Raw genomic sequence first — 16,602 nt, 5'->3', positions numbered from 1 at the left:
GGCATCCACGCCCCGCCCTCGTCGCGCTGCCGTGCGCGCCGCCGCGGGCCGCCACCCAGGGAAAAGGCACCCATGCACCTCCAGCGCGACCGAGCTCAACTGGCCGTGAAAGACGTCTCCAAGGCGTACGGGGACCGCTCCGTACTCGACCAGGTGACCCTCACCGTCCGGCCCGGTGAGAAGGCCGCCGTCATCGGCGAGAACGGCTCCGGAAAGTCCACCCTGCTCCGCCTGCTGGCCGGGGCCGAAGCCCCGGACACCGGTGAGATCACCGTCCGGTTCCCCGGCGGTACCGGTTACCTCGCCCAGACGCTCGACCTCGACCCGACCGCCACCGTGCAGGACGCCGTCGACGCGGCCCTCGCCGAACTGCGCGACCTCGAACACCGTATCCGCGGGGCGGAGGCCGGCCTCTCGGAGCGGAAGCCCGGCGACCCGGAACCCACCGACGCGGAACTCGCCGCGTACGGGGATCTCCTCACCGCCTACGAGGACCGCGACGGCTACCGGGCCGAGGCCCGTACCGAAGCGGCTCTGCACGGTCTCGGCCTCGCCCACCTCACCCGCGACCGCCCGCTCGGCACGCTGTCCGGCGGCGAGCAGTCCCGGCTGGCCCTCGCCTGCGTGCTGGCCGCCGCCCCCGAACTGCTGCTGCTCGACGAGCCGACCAACCACCTCGACGCCCGCGCCGTCGGCTGGCTGGAGGATCACCTGCGCGCCCACCGGGGCACCGTCGTGGCGATCACCCACGACCGTGCGTTCCTGGAACGGGTCACCTCGGTGATCCTGGAGGTCGACCGGGACCTGCGCACGGTCACCCGGTACGGGGACGGCTGGGACGGCTACCGCACCGCCAGGGCCGCCGCCCGCCGCCGCTGGGCCCAGGAGCACGAGGAGTACCTGGCGGACCTGACCCGTACCGAGGAACTGGTCGAGGCGGCGGGAGCACGGCTCGCGGTCACCGGGGGCGACCCGAAAGAGGGCTTCGGCAAGCACCGCCGTTCACACGAGGCCAAACTGGCCGGCCGGGTCAGGGCGGCCCGGACCCGGCTGGACGCCCTGCGCAGGGTGCCCGTACCGCCCCCGCCCCGCCCGCTCACCTTCAACGGCCGCCCGTCCGTCGCCTCGAAGGCCGGCGGGACCAGCGACACGACAGGCGGCCCCGCGAGCCGAGCGAGGACCCTCGTGGAGCTGGAATCCGTCTCCGTGGGGGACCGGCTGCACCTCCCCTCCCTGCGCGTGACCTCGGGAGCCCGGCTCCTGGTCACCGGTGAGAACGGGGCCGGAAAGACCACCTTGCTGCGGGTCCTCGCGGGCGACCTGACCCCCGACACGGGAACGGTCACCCGCCACGCCCGCATCGGCTACCTGCCGCAGGAACTGCCCGCACACCCGACCCGGCGCACCCTGCTCGCCACCTTCGCGGCGGGCCGGCCCGGCTTCCCCGACGAGTACACCGACGACCTCCTGGCCCTCGGTCTGTTCCGCCCCGAGGACCTCGACGTGCCCGTCGCGTCCCTCTCGGTCGGCCAGCAACGCAGGCTGGCCCTGGCACGTCTGGTGACCCGGCCGGCGGATCTGCTGGTGCTGGACGAGCCGACGAACCACATCGCGCTGAGCCTGGTCGAGGAGCTGGAGCAGGCTCTCGACCAGTACCGGGGCGCGGTCGTCGTCGTCTCGCACGACCGCAGCTTCCGGGCCCGCTTCACCGGCGACGTCCTGGAACTGCGGGCAGGCCGCGAGGTGCGCACGGATCCCGCCTCGGCCCCCGCCTACGCGTCGGGGGAGGCGGCCGCCCCGCGCACCTGAGCGCGCAGCCGGTCGACGAACACCCGCTGACCGGCGATGAGCCGCTCGGCGGCCTGCTCCGGCGTGCACCAGGCGAACCGGTCCATCTCCGGGAACTCCTGCTGCACGCCGGACCCGCGCGGCCACTCCATCGTGAACGTCCCGGGCACAACGGATGCGAGGTCCAGTTCGGCCTCCAGGGCCCACACGGCCACCGTCTTGCCGCTGCGCTGCCGTGACTCGCCCAGCGCGATCCACTCACCCGGCGGGACGGGCACCCCCAGCTCTTCCGTGAACTCGCGTCGGGCGGCCTCCTCCGGACCCTCGTCCGGCCCGTACTCGCCCTTCGGCACCGACCACGCCGCCGCCTCCCGCCCCGCCCAGAACGGCCCGCCCATATGCCCGATCAGCACCTCGACATCCCGCTCGCCGGCGTCCCGCCCGCCGTGACCCGGAAGAGAAGGAGCCCCGCACTGCGTCTGCCCGTCGACATGTCGTCAAGTCTGTGGCGACGGAGTGCGAAGCGCCACGCGGGGGCGCTTTCCCCGGGGGCGAGGCACCACGCGGAGGCGTTTCCCCGGGGGGCGAGGCGACACGCGGGGGCGTTTTCCCTGGGGCGGAGCGCCACGAGGGGGGGTTACGTCTTGCGGTAGCCGTATGCCTCCGAGGCCGCCGCCTCCACGGCCGCGAGGTCACCACCCGCCGAGGCCGTCACCACGGCGGCCACCGCGCCCTCCACGAACGGAGCGTCCACGAGCCGGGTGTTCTCGGGCAGTTCGTCGCCCTCGGCCAGCATGGACTTCACCGTGAGGACCGCGCTTCCCAAGTCCACCAGGACCGCGACGCCCGCGCCCCGGTCCACCGACGCGGCGGCCCGCCCGATCAGCTCCGCGCTCGTCCCGAGCCCGCCGTTGGGCAGCCCGCCGGCCGGGGCGACAGGTGCGGTCACCCCTCCGGCGGCGAGACCCCGGGCCAGCTCGGCGACGGACTCGGCGACCGGACCGCTGTGGGAGACCAGCACGATGCCCACCTGCTGCTCGTCGCTCACGCGTCCACTCCGTCCGTCGCCGTGGCCGCAGCGGCCAGGGCCTCGACGAGCAGCGCCGCCGAAGTGGCGCCCGGGTCCTGATGCCCGATGCTGCGCTCGCCGAGATAACTGGCCCGGCCCTTGCGCGCCTGCATCGGCACCGTTGCCTCCGCGCCCGCCCGGGCCGCGTCCACCGCCCCGTCGAACGAGACGGCGAGGGCCTCCGCCGCGGGCAGCAGGGCGTCGAGCATCGTCTTGTCCCCGGCCTGGGCGCCGCCCAGCTGCCCCACCGCGGCCACCCCGGCCGCGAACGCCTGGGCGAACTGTGTCCGCGTCACCTCGTCGTCGTCACCGAGCGCCTTGCCCGTACGGCGCAGCAGCGTCCCGTACAGCGGGCCCGAGGCCCCGCCGACGGTGGAGATGAGCCGGCGCCCCGCCAGGGTGAGCACCGCACCGGGGGTGGCGGGGGCGTCCTTCTCCAGCACCTCCGTCACCGCCGCGAACCCGCGCTGGAGGTTGCTGCCGTGATCGGCGTCCCCGATCGCGGAGTCCAGCTCGGTCAGATGGTTCGCCTCACGCTCCACGGACGCCGCGGCAGCGGTCATCCAGCGACGGAAGAAGTCGGTGTCGAGCACATGATCTCCTGTTCCTCTACCGGTCACGGCCCCGTCGGCGGTTCAGCGGCCCCAGCGGAGCGCGGCCGTCCGCACGGGCGCGTCCCACAGCCGCAACAGCTCCTCGTCGACCTGGCACAGCGTCACCGAGCAGCCTGCCATGTCGAGCGACGTCACGTAGTTCCCCACGAGCGTACGAGCCACCGGGACGCCCCGCTCGGACAGCACACGGTGGACCTCCGCGTTGAAGCCGTACAGCTCCAGCAGCGGTGTCGCCCCCATGCCGTTCACCAGCGCCAGCACGGGACCGGTGGGGCGCAGGTCCTCCAGGATCGCGTTCACGGCGAAGTCGGCGATCTCCCCGGACGTCATCATCGGGCGCCGCTCACGCCCCGGCTCACCGTGAATGCCGATGCCCAACTCCAGCTCTCCGGAGGGCAGGTCGAAGGTGGGGCTGCCCTTCGCCGGAGTGGTGACGGCACCGAGCGCCACCCCGAAGCTGCGCGAGGCCCCGTTCACCTGCCGCGCCACCGCGGCCACCCGGTCCAGCGGCGCGCCCTCGTCAGCCAGCGCTCCGGCGATCTTCTCGACGAACAGCGTCGCTCCCGTGCCGCGCCGCCCGGCGGTGAACGTACTGTCGCTCACGGCCACGTCGTCGTCCACCACCACCTGGGCGACCTGGACCCCCTCGTCCTCGGCGAGCTCGGCGGCCATCTCGAAGTTCAGCACGTCACCCGTGTAGTTCTTGACGACGAACAGCACCCCCGCCCCACTGTCGACGGCCGCGGCCGCCCGCACCATCTGGTCCGGCACGGGCGAGGTGAACACCTCCCCGGGGCAGGCGGCCGACAGCATTCCGGCCCGACGAACCCGGCATGCAGCGGCTCATGCCCGGAACCACCCCCGGAGACAAGCCCCACCTTCCCCGCCACGGGCGCGTCCCGCCGGGCGACGACCCGGTTCTCCACATCGACGGTGAGCTCGGGGTGCGCGGCTGCGATGCCCCGCAGAGCATCGGCGACCACGGTCTCGGGAACGTTGATGAGCATCTTCATGCCGGTCTCCAGGTGTGCGTGGCGAAGAACTTGGTGACCTGGGTTTTTGCAGGTCACCAAGGGTGTAGCCAGTTGTGGATCTTGGCGGTCCGCGGCGGCCGGCCGCGCCTTCTGGCGGTACTGATGCTGACTGCTTGCTGAGTCCTGACTGATCGTCACGGTGCTGGCGCGGCGCTTTTTTATTCTGAGGTGCGGATTCTGGGCGCTCCAACGTGATGATGCCAACGTGGCGCGTCCGATGCCACCGCAAAGGCCGCTTCGGGAATCCGGGGTCAAGGGTTGAGGACTTGCTTATTGGAAACCTAAGGGTTACCAATGTGGGGTGGACCCGTTCGTCGCCCTGGCTGACCCCGTACGTCGTGACCTGCTGTGCGCACTCGCCTCCGGCCCGGCCCGGGTGGTCGACCTCGCGGCGCGGCATCCGATCAGCCGGCCCGCGGTGAGCAAGCATCTGCGCGTGCTCGCCGAGGCAGGGCTGGTCACGGCCGAGGACCGTGGGCGTGAGCGCCACTACATGCTCGCCCGCCCGGGTCTCGCCCCGGTCCGCGCCCTGCTCGACGAGCTCGCCGGGCACCGGCCCCCGATCCCCGAGAGCGCCTTCGACGCCCTCGACCTGGAGGTCCGCAGAACCGTCCATGACCGCCGGGCCGGCACCGACGCCGCTCCCGGCACCGGAAGACCTCAGGAGGAATCCGCATGACCAGCACCCCCACCGGGCGTCGCGTGACCATCGACGGCCTGGACAGCATCGCCTTCGACCGCACCTTCCGGGCCGGCATCGAGGACGTGTGGGCGGCGGTCACCGAGTCGGACCGTCTGGCCCGATGGATCGGCGAATGGACCGGCGACCCGTCGACCGGCTCGGTCGACTTCCGGATGCTCTACGAGGGCGACGAGCACCAGGCCGAGGTCCTCACCGTCCAGGAGTGCCAGGCCCCCCGCCGTCTGGTCCTCATCTCGCGGGTGCCCGGTGAGGAACTCGTCTGGCACATGACGCTCACGCTCGTCGAGCACGAGGGCACCACGACCCTCACCTTCACCCAGTCCGTCGGCGACGACCCGGCGATGGCAGGCGGAGTCGGCCCCGGCTGGGACTACTACCTCGACCGACTCGTCGCCGCCGAGACCGGCGGTGACCCGGCATCCGTCGACTTCGGCGACTACCACCCGGTCCACCAACAGCACTACCTCGACATGTTCAGCTGAGCCCGACGAGCCGCGCTGCACCAGCCGGACGTTCGCCGGGTGGCCAGGCGGTCGTGCAGCAGGGAGCACAGAGCGTCCTGCTGCTTCCGCCCGCCTGGAACACCCGCCCGGCGCACTCTCAGGCCAGACCGCCGGGAGCGAGGTCGGGGCGTAGCCGGTGCCAGGAGGGGTGGCGCAGGCGGCCGGCTCGGGTGCGGGAGGTGTAGCGGACCTCACCGACGAGCCGGGGGAGGACCCACCTGGCCCCGACCACCGGTGGTACCGGCGTGAAGGGGCAGGTGTCGGTGGCCGCGGCCTGGAGGAGCTCGGCGAGGCGGGTGCGTTCGGTATGGCTCCAGCCGGTGCCGACGCTGCCCGCGTAGTGCAGCAGCCCGTCGTGCCGCTCGCCGACCAGGACGGCCCCGGGCAGACCGGTCAACCGTCCGCGTCCGGGACCCACCCACCGACCACGACGTCGGCGATGCGGTGGACCTTGATCTTCACCCAGGTCTTCGACCGTGCCCCGGCCTCGTACCGGGAGGTGAGCCGTTTCGCGATCAGCCCCTCCAGCCCGGCCTCCCGGGCCATCTCCCACGCCTCGGCGCCGTGCCCGGTCATCGCCGAGGGTGTCGACCAGGCGGGCCCGGCCAGCCCGAGACCTTCCAGCACTTCCCGCCGCTCCGCGTACGGCAGCCCCGTCAGGAGTCGGCCCTCCAGGTGGACGACGTCGAAGAGCATCAGGTGCGCGGGCACCTGGTTCGCCATCCGCGCGGCCTTGGCGGGGGAGCCGGCGAGACCCATGCGCTGTTGGAGGCGTTCGAAGTCGCTTCGGCCCTGATCGTCGAGGGCGACGATCTCTCCGTCCAGTACGGCGCTGCGCGAGCCGAGGGCGTCGGCGAGGGGGAGGAGTTCGGTGTAGGCGGCGGTGATGTCCGTGCCCGAACGAGCGCGTACGAGGATGGTGCCGTTGCCCGGCAGGTAGATCATGGCCCGCTGGCCGTCCTGCTTCACCTCGAACGCCCAGCGGTCCTCCACAGTCGCGGACGGCAGCGGGCCGGGCGTCGCGAGCATCGGCTCGATCCTCGGCAGCCCGGCACCCGCAACAGCAGGAGGGTCAGGAGGCACTGCGCTTCTTCGCGGCCGCCTTCTTCGACGTCTTCCTGGACGTCGTCGACTTCTTCGACGCGGCCGTCTTCTTCGCCGGAGTTTTCCTGGCGGTCTTCTTGGATGGCCGCATCTCGTGCACGGTGGCGTCCTTGCCGTCGTCGCCGCGCGATTCCTTCGCGGCCTCCACGGAGGCGTTCAGGGCTGCCATCAGGTCTACGACCTCGCCCTTGTCCTGCTTCCCGTCGTCGGCCGGGGCCGGAGGGGTTTGCCGTCGGCCTTCGCGGCGATGATGTTCTCCAGGGCCTCGCGGTACTCGTCGTGGAAGCCGGACAGGTCCTCGATCGTCATCCGCTCGGCCAGTTGCAGGGCCTGCTCGATCTCCTGCTCTCCGACCTCGACCTCGCGCGGGGCCAGCTCGTCGGGGCTGCGGACCTCGTCGGGCCACTTCATGGAGTGCAGCACGATCGCTCCTTCGCGGATCCGGAGCAGGCCCAGGCGCTCGCGGCCGTGCCACGCGAACTTCGCCACCGCCACTTTCGAGGACCGCTCCAGGGCCTTGCGGAGCAGGGTGTAGGGCTTGGCGGCGACCTGCCCGTCGGCGGCCAGGTAGTAGGAGGCGCTGATGCGGACCGGATCGATCGTGCCGGCGTCGACGAACGCGACGATCTCGATCGCCTTCGCCGTCGGCAACGGCATCTGCTCCAGTTCCTCGTCCGTCACCGAGACCGTCTGATCCTTCGCGATCTCGTAGCCCTTGCCGATCTCATCCTGGGACACCACCTCGCCGTCGAGCTCGCAGACCTTCCTCGTCCGCACCCGCCCCATGTCCGCCAGGTGCACCCGGTGGAAGTGGACATCATGATCCTCGGTCGCGGACACGATCTTCACCGGAATTGTCACCAGCCCGAAACTGATCGCACCGGCCCACAACGGTCGCGGCATCTCTTCCACCTCCAGGACCCTGCGCCGCTGTGCAGCGAGGGAGAAGCCGGGGGCCACGGTCGAAGCGCCCGGGCTGCAACGTCGTACTCCTGATCCTCACGCGGAGCAGGGACGTCCGCATCCCCACCATGGGCGGGCACGCCGTGCGGGAGCTGCCCAGATAGCGGGCGCAGAGGTTGCCGTCCGGGAGGCCGCCGGGGGAGGTGACCTGGTGCGGCACAGGGCCCCGGGAGATCGTTTCCCGTCCTACGGCAGATTTCTGGCGGACAAGGTGAGGCGGCGGCGCACGAGGTCGACCTCGACGATCCGTACGGTGATCTCGTCGCCCTCGCTCACGATCTGGCCGGGGTGCTCGACGGGCTCGTCTCGGAACGCGGATCACCACCGGCAGCGCCCACTACGCCTGGCGGCACCTGCTGACCGGTACGGGGAGAAGCCGCCGGGCCCTGCACCGGAGCGGATGCGGATCCCGCCGTCGGCCGCGGTGTGGCGGAGGGAACCCGGACTCCGGTCAGACCGCCCCGGGGTCGAGCCCCTCGTCGCGCCGGTGGTGCCGGAAGGTCGCCCTCTCTCGGGGGCAGCGGTCGGGTTGTGCGGGCCCGGCCACGTACTGGTGGGCCGCTCCGTGCGTTGGTTCCCCTCGTGGGCTATCGGCCGATCAGGGAACTTTTGGCGCATGTTCGTGTCTTATCGGACTTTTAGTATTTTTTCATGTCATTTCTTAGGTGATCAGGTGATCAGTACGACAATCATCTCGACTTGAAGGAGCCTCCATGCGCATCTCCAGTTCCGTCCGTCCCCGCAGCGTTCGCACCGGAGCCAAGGTGGCCGTCGCGGTCGCGGTCGCGGGCGCCTCCCTGGCCGGAGCGCCCGCCGCGTACGCCGCACCCGGCGACAGCGGCAACATCGACGTCCGCTCGGTCAGCTGGCACTCGAGCCGCGGCGGGGTCGAGGTCTGCAAGTTCGTGCTGTCGGCGAGCAACTTCGAGTCGTTCCCCTCGGTCCCCTGGACCATCACCGAGCAGCCTCCGACCGTGCCGCCGGGGACCACCCTGATGGACACGCTTCCGCTCATCAACGGCAGTGCGCGCAGCGAGGCGTACCTGCTCCCGGAAGGCACCTACCAGCTCGTGTGGGTCGTCCCCGCGGGCCCGAAGCAGCGGAGCTTCAAGGTCGAGTGCGACCGCGGTAACCACGGCAGCAAGCCGCACAAGCCGCAGCAGCCCATCGGCGGTGTCCCCCGGGCGGCGGCGGCGTCCCGGGCATGGAGCCTGTCGGCTCCGAGAGCGACTCGAACGCCGGAACCGCCGGCGCGGTGCTGGCTGCCGGGGCTGCGGGCGCCGCAGGCCTGATCATGATGCGCCGGTCCGCACGGCGCCGTGCCCGTGGCGAGGCGTAACTCTCGCTGCCGAGGGCGACGACGAGGGCCGACGCGCGCATGCCGTCTCACGATGACGCTGAGCGTGACGTTCTCTCTGGTGGCCGGCATCGTCTGGGTGTCCTCGGACACTTCCGAGGACACGATGTCGGCCACAGCCGCCCGCGGCGGTGACTCCGCGGGCGGCGGGCGGGAGCCGTTCCGACGGGCACCGCACAAACCGGATCGCCATGTGCCCGCCTCGCACGCTCCACTGGCGCCCTCGCGACCACTGAAGGTCGCCATTCCCGCCATCTACATCGAGGCTGCGGTCACCGGACTCGGCCTGGACGCCAAAGGCAGGCTCGGAGCCCCGCCGCTGAGCAAGCCCAAGCTGACGGGCTGGTACAAGGAGGGACCGTCACCCGGTGAGGACGGAACGGCCCTGCTCGTGGGCCACCGCGACACCAAAACAGGCCCTGCCATCTTCTTGAATCTCAACGCACTGCGCCGGGGAGACAAGGTCAACGTGGTGCGCGCGGACCGCAAGACCGCGGTGTTCACGGTGGACGCGGTGAAGACGTACACGAAGGACAAGTTCCCCGACGACAAGGTCTACGGGGAGACCGGGCGGCCCGAACTCCGGCTGCTGACCTGCGGCGGCCGCTTCGACGAGAAGGCCGGATACTCCGCGAACGTGGTGGTCTTCGCCCACCTCACCTCCCTGAAGAAGGCGGCCTGACCGCCGCGCGCAGGGCCGGCCGGTGCCTCGGGGACAAAGGCGCCGGCCGGCCTCATGCTCTCTGCGGACGGCCGGTCCGGGCCGGTGCGGCCCGGGCGGTTTCCGCTCCTCCGCAGTCGGCGCCGGCGTCTGAACCGTTCGCGCCTGCTTCGTTGTGCGCACACGGTGCGTGGAGGGATCCGTCCACGGGGCGTACACCGCGCCTGCGGTGAGCGGCGCGCCGAAGGAAACCCGGTGCGGCGCGGTGTTAGAAGCGGCCGGTTGTGGGCACCCCGGTTTCCCGTGCCCACTGCAGGGCGCTTTTCACCCCTCGGTCCGACCGGGGATGCGCGAGGTGTACATATGAGCGATCCGATCACAGCGACGAACGAGGACAGAGCCGGTGAGAACGCGGAATTTCCTCATTCACCCGTCAGTTCGCACAACGAATGGGACCCGCTGGAGGAAGTTCTCGTCGGCCGTCTCGACGGCGCCACGACTCCCTCGCGGCACCGGGTAGTCTCCTGCAACGTACCGCCGCGGGCCGCCCGGGTACAGCGGCTTGCCGCAGGACTGAGATATCCGCGAGCCATGATCGGGCCGGCCCAGGAGGAGCTGGATCAATTCGTCGCCCTACTCCAGTCCCTCGGCATCTCGGTCACCCGGCCCGATCCCGTCGACCATCGGCGGCGATTTTCCACCCCCGACTGGTCGTCACGCGGATTCTGCAACACCTGCCCCAGGGACAGCATGCTGGTGATCGGCGACGAGATCATCGAAACGCCGATGGCCTGGCCGTCCAGATATTTCGAGACCCACTCCTACCGGGCACTGCTCAAGGACTATTTTCGCCGGGGCGCCCGCTGGACCGCCGCACCGAAGCCGCAGCTCACCGATGAGCTGTACGACCCCGGCTACCGGCCCCCCGGCCCCGGCGAGCCGGTGCGCTACATCCTGACCGAGTTCGAACCCGTCTTCGACGCCGCTGATTTCGTCCGGGCAGGCCGCGACCTGTTCGTCACGCGCAGCAATGTCACCAACCGGCTGGGCATCGAGTGGGTAAGACGTCACCTCGGTCCGGGATACCGCATTCATGAGATCGAGAGCCGATGCCGCACGCCCATGCACATCGACACTACTTTCATGCTGCTCGCCCCGGGGAAGGTTCTCGTCAACCCGAATACATCGACGTGGACCGTCTGCCCGACATTCTGAGAACATGGGACATTCTGATCGCGCCCCCGCCGGACCCCATCCGCGATCCCCTGTTGCGCGTCACTTCCCTGTGCGGAAAGTGGCTCAGCATGAACGTCCTCATGATCGACGAAAAGCGCGTCATCGCGGAGCGCCACCACACCGCCATGCTGCGTGCGCTGGAGAAGTGGGGGTTCGACCCGGTCCCCTGCGATCTGCTGCACTACGCGCCCTTCGGAGGCTCTTTCCACTGCGCGACCCTCGATATCCGACGGCGGGGCGGACTGGAGTCCTATTTCGAGTGAGACACCCGCGTTTACGCACCATGGGCACGGGTAGCCGGGCGATGTGCTCGGACAGGAGGCGCGCCCGCGGGAGTCGCGGGCGGCCCTGTCCGACCGGCGCCCGGGGCTCCGACGGCGGTCCCGCGCATCGCCGACGAGGAGTGAACGCGTATGCAGGCCGCACCCGGCCACGAACAACGCCCGGGCATGGCCCCATCGCCCCCGCAGCAGGGATTCCGAAAGCTGCGGAAACCGCCTCCCGGCCGCGAACGGGAAGCCGGCGACCTGAAGCGGCACGTGCGGGACCACACCTGGGACATAGACGTACCGCGCCGCATTCACGATCTGCGCGACCGGGTACGGACGACCCGACGCGGCCTGATCCAGGCGGCGTGAATGCCACATCACCGACCACATCGTCCGACCGGCGGAGGGAAGTTCAGCGTGCCGCACCCGTCACCACCCCTCCCTCGGTCATGAGGGCCGCGCTCGCCCGCCTCGCGCCTCGTCTGCACCGGCCCGACCGCTATCAGGTGGTGCAGTCCTTGAAGGCGGCCGCCGCGGCCATCATCGCCTGGGCCCTGACCGGGTGGTGGCTGCAGGCGCCCATGGCCCTGATGGCTCCCTGGGCGGCTGTCGCGCTGGTCCAGGGGACCGTTTACCGGTCCCTGCGCACCGCCGTCCAGATCGTCCTCATGATCACGGCCGGCACGCTGCTCGCCGCCGGTGCCGCCGCGTTCACCGGCAACACGATGCTCGCCGTGGTCGTCGCTCTCCCGCTCGCGACATTGCTCGGCAATCTGGCCCCCGTCGGCGGGCAGGGCCTGTACGCCCCGACCACCGCCCTCTTCGTCCTCGCGTACGGCTCCTACTCCTGGCCGGCCGTCGGGCACCGGCTCCTGGAGACCCTGGTGGGGGCCGCCGTGGGCATCGCCGTGAACGCCCTCGTGCTGCCGCCGGTCCACGCCCAACACGTCCGCGGACTGGCGTCCGCCCTCCCGCGCGACAGCGCACACCTGCTGCGGGACATGGCCGACGGCATGGTGGACTACGACGCACCGCGGGCCGAACAGTGGCACCGCAGCGCCCGGGACCTGCTCGCCGCGCTGTCGGAGCTGTACGTCGGACGAGGGTGGGACTCCGAGAGCTCCCGGCTCAACCCCGGCCGACGCCTCCGCCGCTGGACCCCCGCTCCGTCCTCCGACTGGGACATCCTCTGGGCCCAGGTGGCGAACCGGCTGCTCGCCCTCACCCTCACGCTCTGGGAGACCGCCTCCGAGGACCGCGGACTGCCCCGCCCCCTGGGCCGAGCCCGGGAAGACATCGGCCGGCTCCTGTCGGCAGCGGCGGAGGTGTGCGAAGCGTACGAGTCCCTCATGGCCGACGGCACGGACCAGGCGCAGCGCGACCGGCGGGACTCCGCACTGGCCGACGCCCGGCAGGCCCTGGTCGCCGTGAAGAGGCACCTGCACGGCCAGGGCCCCGACGCCGGAGCCGCACTCGGCAGCCTGATCGCCGACTGCCACGCCCTGCTGGACGACCTCACGCCCGACGGGGGAGACGCCGAAACCGGTGAACAGCACGTTTGACACCGGGTATCCGCGGTACCCCCAGCACGGCCGGTCCGGCCCCGCCCCCGTCCCCGTACCGCCTTTGGAGGAGAAATGTCCGACGCCACCGGGCTGAGCACCCCCGTCGCACTGGTCACCGGGGCGGACTCCGGTATCGGCAGAGCGGTCGCCGTGAAGCTCGCGCAGCAGGGCATGGACGTGGGCATCACCTACCACCGCGACCGGCAGGGCGGCGAGGACACCGCCGCCGAAGCCCGCGGCGCCGGCCGGCGTGCCGCCCTCGCCCGGCTGGACCTCACCGAGCTGCCGGGCGCCGCCGATGTGGTGGACGCCCTGGCGGACGAGCTGGGCAGGCTCGACGTCCTCGTCAACTGTGCGGGCACCGGCACGTCCACCCGGTTCCTCGACCTGGACCACGCCACGGTCCAGCGGGTGATCGACGTGGACCTCATCGGCCCGTTCCTCTGCTCGCAGCGTGCGGCCCGCCGCATGATCGCCCAGGGAGACGGTGGGCGCATCGTGAACATCACCTCGGTGCACGAGCACCAACCGCGCGTGGGCGCCGCCCCCTACTGCGCCGCGAAGGGCGGCCTCGGCCTGTTGACGCAGGTGATGGCCTTGGAACTGGCCGAGTACGGCATCACGGTGAACGCCGTCGCTCCCGGCGAGATCGCCACACCCATGACGGGCCAGGAGGACACGGACGTGGGAAGCGTGGACCGGCCGGGCATCCCGCTCGGACGCCCCGGCGACGCCCGCGAGGTCGCCTCCGTGGTCGCCTTTCTCGCCGGGTCCGAGTCCTCGTACACCACCGGCGCCTCCTGGGCGGTGGACGGCGGAATGCTGCGGATGGGCCCTCAGGCAGGGTCCCACCTGTGCTCCGACGCGTGGCGTCGTCCCTGACCTCGCGACCGGACGACCCGCTTCCGTGTTCACCGGTCTGCGCCGTGTTCGCCGCCCACGCGCTGCACCGCCACCCCGACCACCGGGCGGCCCTGGCGGCGGACGACGGGCCGGGCTTCGGGTGGGCGTTCGCCCAGGAGGTGCGCCGGTTCTATCCGTTCGCCCCCTTCGTGAGGGCCTGGCGGCCGAACGGCTGGAGTGGGCCGGGCGCACCGCGCCCCCGGCACGATGGCGCTGCTCGACCTGTACGGACTCGCTCACGACCCGGACCTGGGGCCCGAGCCCTATCGCTTCGACCCGTCGCGCTTCCTGTCCGGCCCTACCCCGCCGACGCGCTGGTCCCGCAGGGCGGTGGGCCGGTGGACGGCCACCGCTGCCCCGGTGAGGACGTGATCGTGGCCGTCCTGGCGACGGTTGCCCGGTTCCTGGCGCGGGCGGCGTACGAGGTTCCCGAGCAGGACCTGCGGATTCCGCTCGAGCGCGTCCCGACGGCCCCGCGCAGCGGATTCGTGGGCCGCGCCCCTGGACTACCGCCGCGCCGAGAACCAGCACCCCGCCTGAGCCGCTACGGGTGGTCCGGACGCTCCTCCGGCGGAACTCCGCCTCCGGGGCCCCCGCCCTTGCTGCCGTCCTTGTCCGTCCCGTGCGCGCGTGCTCCGGGTCCGCTGCGGGTCTCCGGCTGCCGTGCCTTCATCTCGGCGCTGTCCTGCGGTGTTGCCCCGCCCTTGTCACTGCGCCGCTGTTCCGGCTGCTGCGGGTTCGACATCGCGATCACTCCCTAACGATGGTTCGGTGCACCCTCCGGGTCCCCGGGAGGCCCTGCGCCAAACACCACTGCCGTGACCCCTTCGCCGCCCGCCGGCCCGCCTGTCGGCCGGGGCGTTTGGCGCTCGGCAGCCGTGGTACCCGGCGACAGCAGAACAGCTCGCGCACCCTAGGTGGGGAGAACTCATCATGGCCGTCCCCCGTTCCTTCTCGGGGCTCGAGGAGTCCTACTGGATGGAGACCGCGCCTTTCCCCGACCACCCGCGCCTCACCGAGGACATCGAGGTGGACGTCGCCGTGGTGGGCGGCGGTATCGCGGGCCTGAGTACGGCTTGGGAGCTGGCCCGGGCAGGGCGGAGCGTCGCCGTGCTGGAGGCCGACCGCATCGCTTCCGGGGTCACCGGCTACACCACGGCGAAGGTGTCGGCGCTGCACTCGCTCGTGTACGACCGCCTGCGGCGGACCCGGGGCGCCGAGGCGGCACGGCTCTACGCGAGGTCGCAGCTGGACGCGGTGGAGCGACTGGTGGCGATCGCCGACGAGCTGGACATCGACTGCGATCTGGAACGGGTGAGCGCCTACTCCTACGCGGCCGGGCCCGCCTCGCGCGATGCCGTGGAGGCGGAGGCCCGGGCGGCCGCCGATGCGGGCCTGGACGTCTCGTTCGTCACCCGGACGGAGCTTCCCTTCCCGGTCGGGGGCGCGGTCCGGCTCGACGGCCAGGCCCAGTTCCACCCACGCAAATACCTCGCCGCACTGGCCGAGGACCTGTTGGAACGGGGCGGCGTCATTCACGAACGCACCCGGGTCACCGGCCTTTCCGAGGGACGGCCGTGCCGGCTGACCACGGAGGAGGGGCGGCAGGTGGTCGCCCGCGACGTGGTCATCGCCACGCACTACCCGGTCTTCGACCGCGCCCTGCTCTTCGCGCGGCTCTCGCCCCGGCGGGAACTGGTGGTGGCCGCCCCGATCGCCGCAGACGAGGCCCCGCGAGGCATGTACATCACCGAGGACGAGGGAAAGCGTTCGGTGCGTACGGCACCGCTCGACGAGGGCCGGCGCCTGCTGATCGTCACCGGGGAGAGCTTCACGCCCGGAACCGGCGATCCGCAGGAGGGCTTCGAGCGTCTCGACGCCTGGATGCGGGACCGCTTCCCGGTGGGCCCCACGGCGTACCGGTGGGCTGCCCAGGACAACGACCCCAGCGATACGGTGCCCCTCGTGGGCCCCTTCCACGTCGGGGCCCGGCATACGTACGTGGCGACCGGTTTCGGAGGCTGGGGCATGACAGGCGGCATCCTCGCCGGCCGATTGCTCGCGTCCCTGATCACCGGCTCCGGCGCCTCTGCTGCCTGGGCGGAGCTGTACGACCCGCGGCGCATCGCGGACGTGCTCCGCGAGGCCCCCGCCCTCCTGCGGCAGCAGACCGACGTGGCCAAGCACTTCGTGGGCGACCGGATGCGGGTGACGCACGTCGACTCGGTCGACGAGATCCCGCCGGGTACAGGCGCGGTCGTACGGGTCAAGGGGCGGCGCTGCGCCGTTCACCGGAGCCAGGACGGGACGCTGCGGGCGGTATCCGCGCGGTGCACTCACCTCGGCTGCCTGCTCTCCTTCAACGATGCGGAAACGACCTGGGAGTGTCCGTGCCACGGATCCCGGTTCGCCACCGACGGTGCGGTGCTCCAGGGGCCGGCGACACGGCCCCTGGAGCAGCTGGACGTCACCGGTGAACCGGGGGAGGAGACCGCATGAGTGCGAGCGTCTCCGCGAGGGTTGTCGTCACCCGCCCCGGCAAGGTGGTGATCCCGACCGCCGGGATCACCACATCGGCCCCGGCGGACTACTGCCGCCCCGCCGGACAGGCGTGCATCACCCCGTACCGCTTCCGATCCCGGGCGGACCGGCCGCACCACCCCGAGCGAACGGTGTTCGTCCTCGACCCGTCGGACGGCTTCGGCACCGCGCAGCAGCCCTGAGCCTGCGCGACCTGCTTGACGAACTGGAGCTTCCCTCGGCCGTGATACGGCTCGGCTGGGGACGGCATTTCGGCATGACCGGCCCCCTGCTGTGCGATGCGGAGCACGAG

12 protein-coding genes and 7 pseudogenes are annotated in these 16,602 nt (G+C 71.5%); 11 read left to right on the top strand and 8 right to left on the bottom strand.

The genetic code is table 11. The annotated features are described in order from the left end of the window. The first annotated feature begins 72 nt into the window (after window positions 1–72). Window positions 73–1,809: a ribosomal protection-like ABC-F family protein gene (gene abc-f, locus CCZ36_RS01295; protein ID WP_128816886.1), complete on the top strand. Its 1,737-nt coding sequence runs from the start codon at window positions 73–75 to the stop codon at window positions 1,807–1,809. Here abc-f and CCZ36_RS01290 read toward each other — a convergent pair. The 4 genes and pseudogenes from CCZ36_RS01290 to dhaK form a co-directional block, all read right to left on the bottom strand. After that, window positions 1,773–2,281, bottom strand: a pseudogene (locus tag CCZ36_RS01290) (NUDIX domain-containing protein). The gene abc-f and the pseudogene CCZ36_RS01290 sit on opposite strands and share 37 nt — an antisense overlap. 144 nt (window positions 2,282–2,425) lie before the next feature. Then, a complete protein-coding gene (locus CCZ36_RS01285) occupies window positions 2,426–2,836 on the bottom strand; it encodes a PTS-dependent dihydroxyacetone kinase phosphotransferase subunit DhaM (protein WP_010061674.1) in 411 nt (136 codons plus the stop codon). Continuing rightward, entirely contained in the window at window positions 2,833–3,450 is a 618-nt protein-coding gene (dhaL, locus tag CCZ36_RS01280) for a dihydroxyacetone kinase subunit DhaL (RefSeq protein WP_069735171.1), read from the bottom strand. Before dhaL ends, CCZ36_RS01285 begins: the two co-directional genes overlap by 4 nt. Window positions 3,451–3,492: 42 nt before the next feature. Beyond that, window positions 3,493–4,484 (bottom strand): annotated as a pseudogene (gene dhaK / locus CCZ36_RS01275) (dihydroxyacetone kinase subunit DhaK). A 322-nt stretch (window positions 4,485–4,806) separates the two neighbouring features. Between dhaK and CCZ36_RS01270 the strand changes: the two are divergent. Both CCZ36_RS01270 and CCZ36_RS01265 read left to right on the top strand, forming a co-directional pair. Next, window positions 4,807–5,184 (top strand): ArsR/SmtB family transcription factor, encoded by a 378-nt coding sequence (locus tag CCZ36_RS01270; RefSeq protein ID WP_069735170.1) that lies wholly within the window; start codon window positions 4,807–4,809, stop codon window positions 5,182–5,184. Further along, the gene (locus CCZ36_RS01265; RefSeq protein ID WP_128816885.1) at window positions 5,181–5,690 is read left to right on the top strand and encodes an SRPBCC family protein; all 510 of its coding nucleotides are present in this window, start codon (window positions 5,181–5,183) and stop codon (window positions 5,688–5,690) included. Before CCZ36_RS01270 ends, CCZ36_RS01265 begins: the two co-directional genes overlap by 4 nt. Before the next feature lie 118 nt (window positions 5,691–5,808). Here CCZ36_RS01265 and ligD read toward each other — a convergent pair. From ligD to CCZ36_RS01250, 3 genes and pseudogenes are all read right to left on the bottom strand, one after another. Further along, window positions 5,809–6,740, bottom strand: a pseudogene (ligD, locus tag CCZ36_RS01260) (non-homologous end-joining DNA ligase). Between the two features lie 43 nt (window positions 6,741–6,783). Continuing rightward, window positions 6,784–7,718 (bottom strand): annotated as a pseudogene (ku, locus tag CCZ36_RS01255) (non-homologous end joining protein Ku). A 246-nt stretch (window positions 7,719–7,964) separates the two neighbouring features. Then, on the bottom strand, window positions 7,965–8,054 hold the full coding sequence (locus CCZ36_RS01250; RefSeq protein WP_237302567.1) for a hypothetical protein: 90 nt from the start codon (window positions 8,052–8,054) through the stop codon (window positions 7,965–7,967). Between the two features lie 437 nt (window positions 8,055–8,491). Between CCZ36_RS01250 and CCZ36_RS01240 the strand changes: the two are divergent. From CCZ36_RS01240 to CCZ36_RS01215, 6 genes and pseudogenes are all read left to right on the top strand, one after another. Beyond that, window positions 8,492–9,117 (top strand): annotated as a pseudogene (locus CCZ36_RS01240) (hypothetical protein). A gap of 52 nt (window positions 9,118–9,169) precedes the next feature. Then, window positions 9,170–9,817 carry a class F sortase gene (locus CCZ36_RS01235; protein WP_128816884.1) on the top strand — a complete coding sequence of 216 codons (648 nt, stop codon included), beginning with the start codon at window positions 9,170–9,172 and terminating at the stop codon, window positions 9,815–9,817. A gap of 342 nt (window positions 9,818–10,159) precedes the next feature. After that, a pseudogene (locus CCZ36_RS01230) lies at window positions 10,160–11,295 on the top strand (amidinotransferase). 258 nt (window positions 11,296–11,553) lie between these two features. After that, window positions 11,554–11,661, top strand: a pseudogene (locus CCZ36_RS36845) (RNA polymerase sigma factor SigF); the annotation flags it as partial. An 89-nt stretch (window positions 11,662–11,750) separates the two neighbouring features. Beyond that, window positions 11,751–12,863 carry an FUSC family protein gene (locus CCZ36_RS01220; RefSeq protein WP_128816883.1) on the top strand — a complete coding sequence of 371 codons (1,113 nt, stop codon included), beginning with the start codon at window positions 11,751–11,753 and terminating at the stop codon, window positions 12,861–12,863. Window positions 12,864–12,938: 75 nt separating this feature from the next. Then, complete coding sequence (locus tag CCZ36_RS01215) at window positions 12,939–13,748, top strand: SDR family oxidoreductase (protein ID WP_128816882.1); 810 nt, start codon at window positions 12,939–12,941, stop codon at window positions 13,746–13,748. A 565-nt stretch (window positions 13,749–14,313) separates the two neighbouring features. On the opposite strand, the gene CCZ36_RS01205 is transcribed toward CCZ36_RS01215, so the two are convergent. Then, window positions 14,314–14,514 (bottom strand): hypothetical protein, encoded by a 201-nt coding sequence (locus tag CCZ36_RS01205; protein ID WP_069735271.1) that lies wholly within the window; start codon window positions 14,512–14,514, stop codon window positions 14,314–14,316. Between the two features lie 188 nt (window positions 14,515–14,702). Here CCZ36_RS01205 and CCZ36_RS01200 point away from each other — a divergent pair, with 188 nt between their 5' ends. After that, window positions 14,703–16,268 carry an FAD-dependent oxidoreductase gene (locus tag CCZ36_RS01200; RefSeq protein ID WP_069735161.1) on the top strand — a complete coding sequence of 522 codons (1,566 nt, stop codon included), beginning with the start codon at window positions 14,703–14,705 and terminating at the stop codon, window positions 16,266–16,268. Next, window positions 16,265–16,492, top strand: a complete 228-nt coding sequence (locus CCZ36_RS35010) for a hypothetical protein (protein ID WP_206515703.1) — start codon at window positions 16,265–16,267, stop codon at window positions 16,490–16,492. Before CCZ36_RS01200 ends, CCZ36_RS35010 begins: the two co-directional genes overlap by 4 nt. The last annotated feature ends 110 nt before the right edge of the window (window positions 16,493–16,602 follow it).

It is taken from the genome of Streptomyces sp. S063, from assembly GCF_002832675.1.
GTDB lineage: Bacteria > Actinomycetota > Actinomycetes > Streptomycetales > Streptomycetaceae > Streptomyces > Streptomyces sindenensis.
Note: the sequence above shows the minus strand (reverse complement) of the source record. Positions and strands in the feature narration are given on the sequence as shown.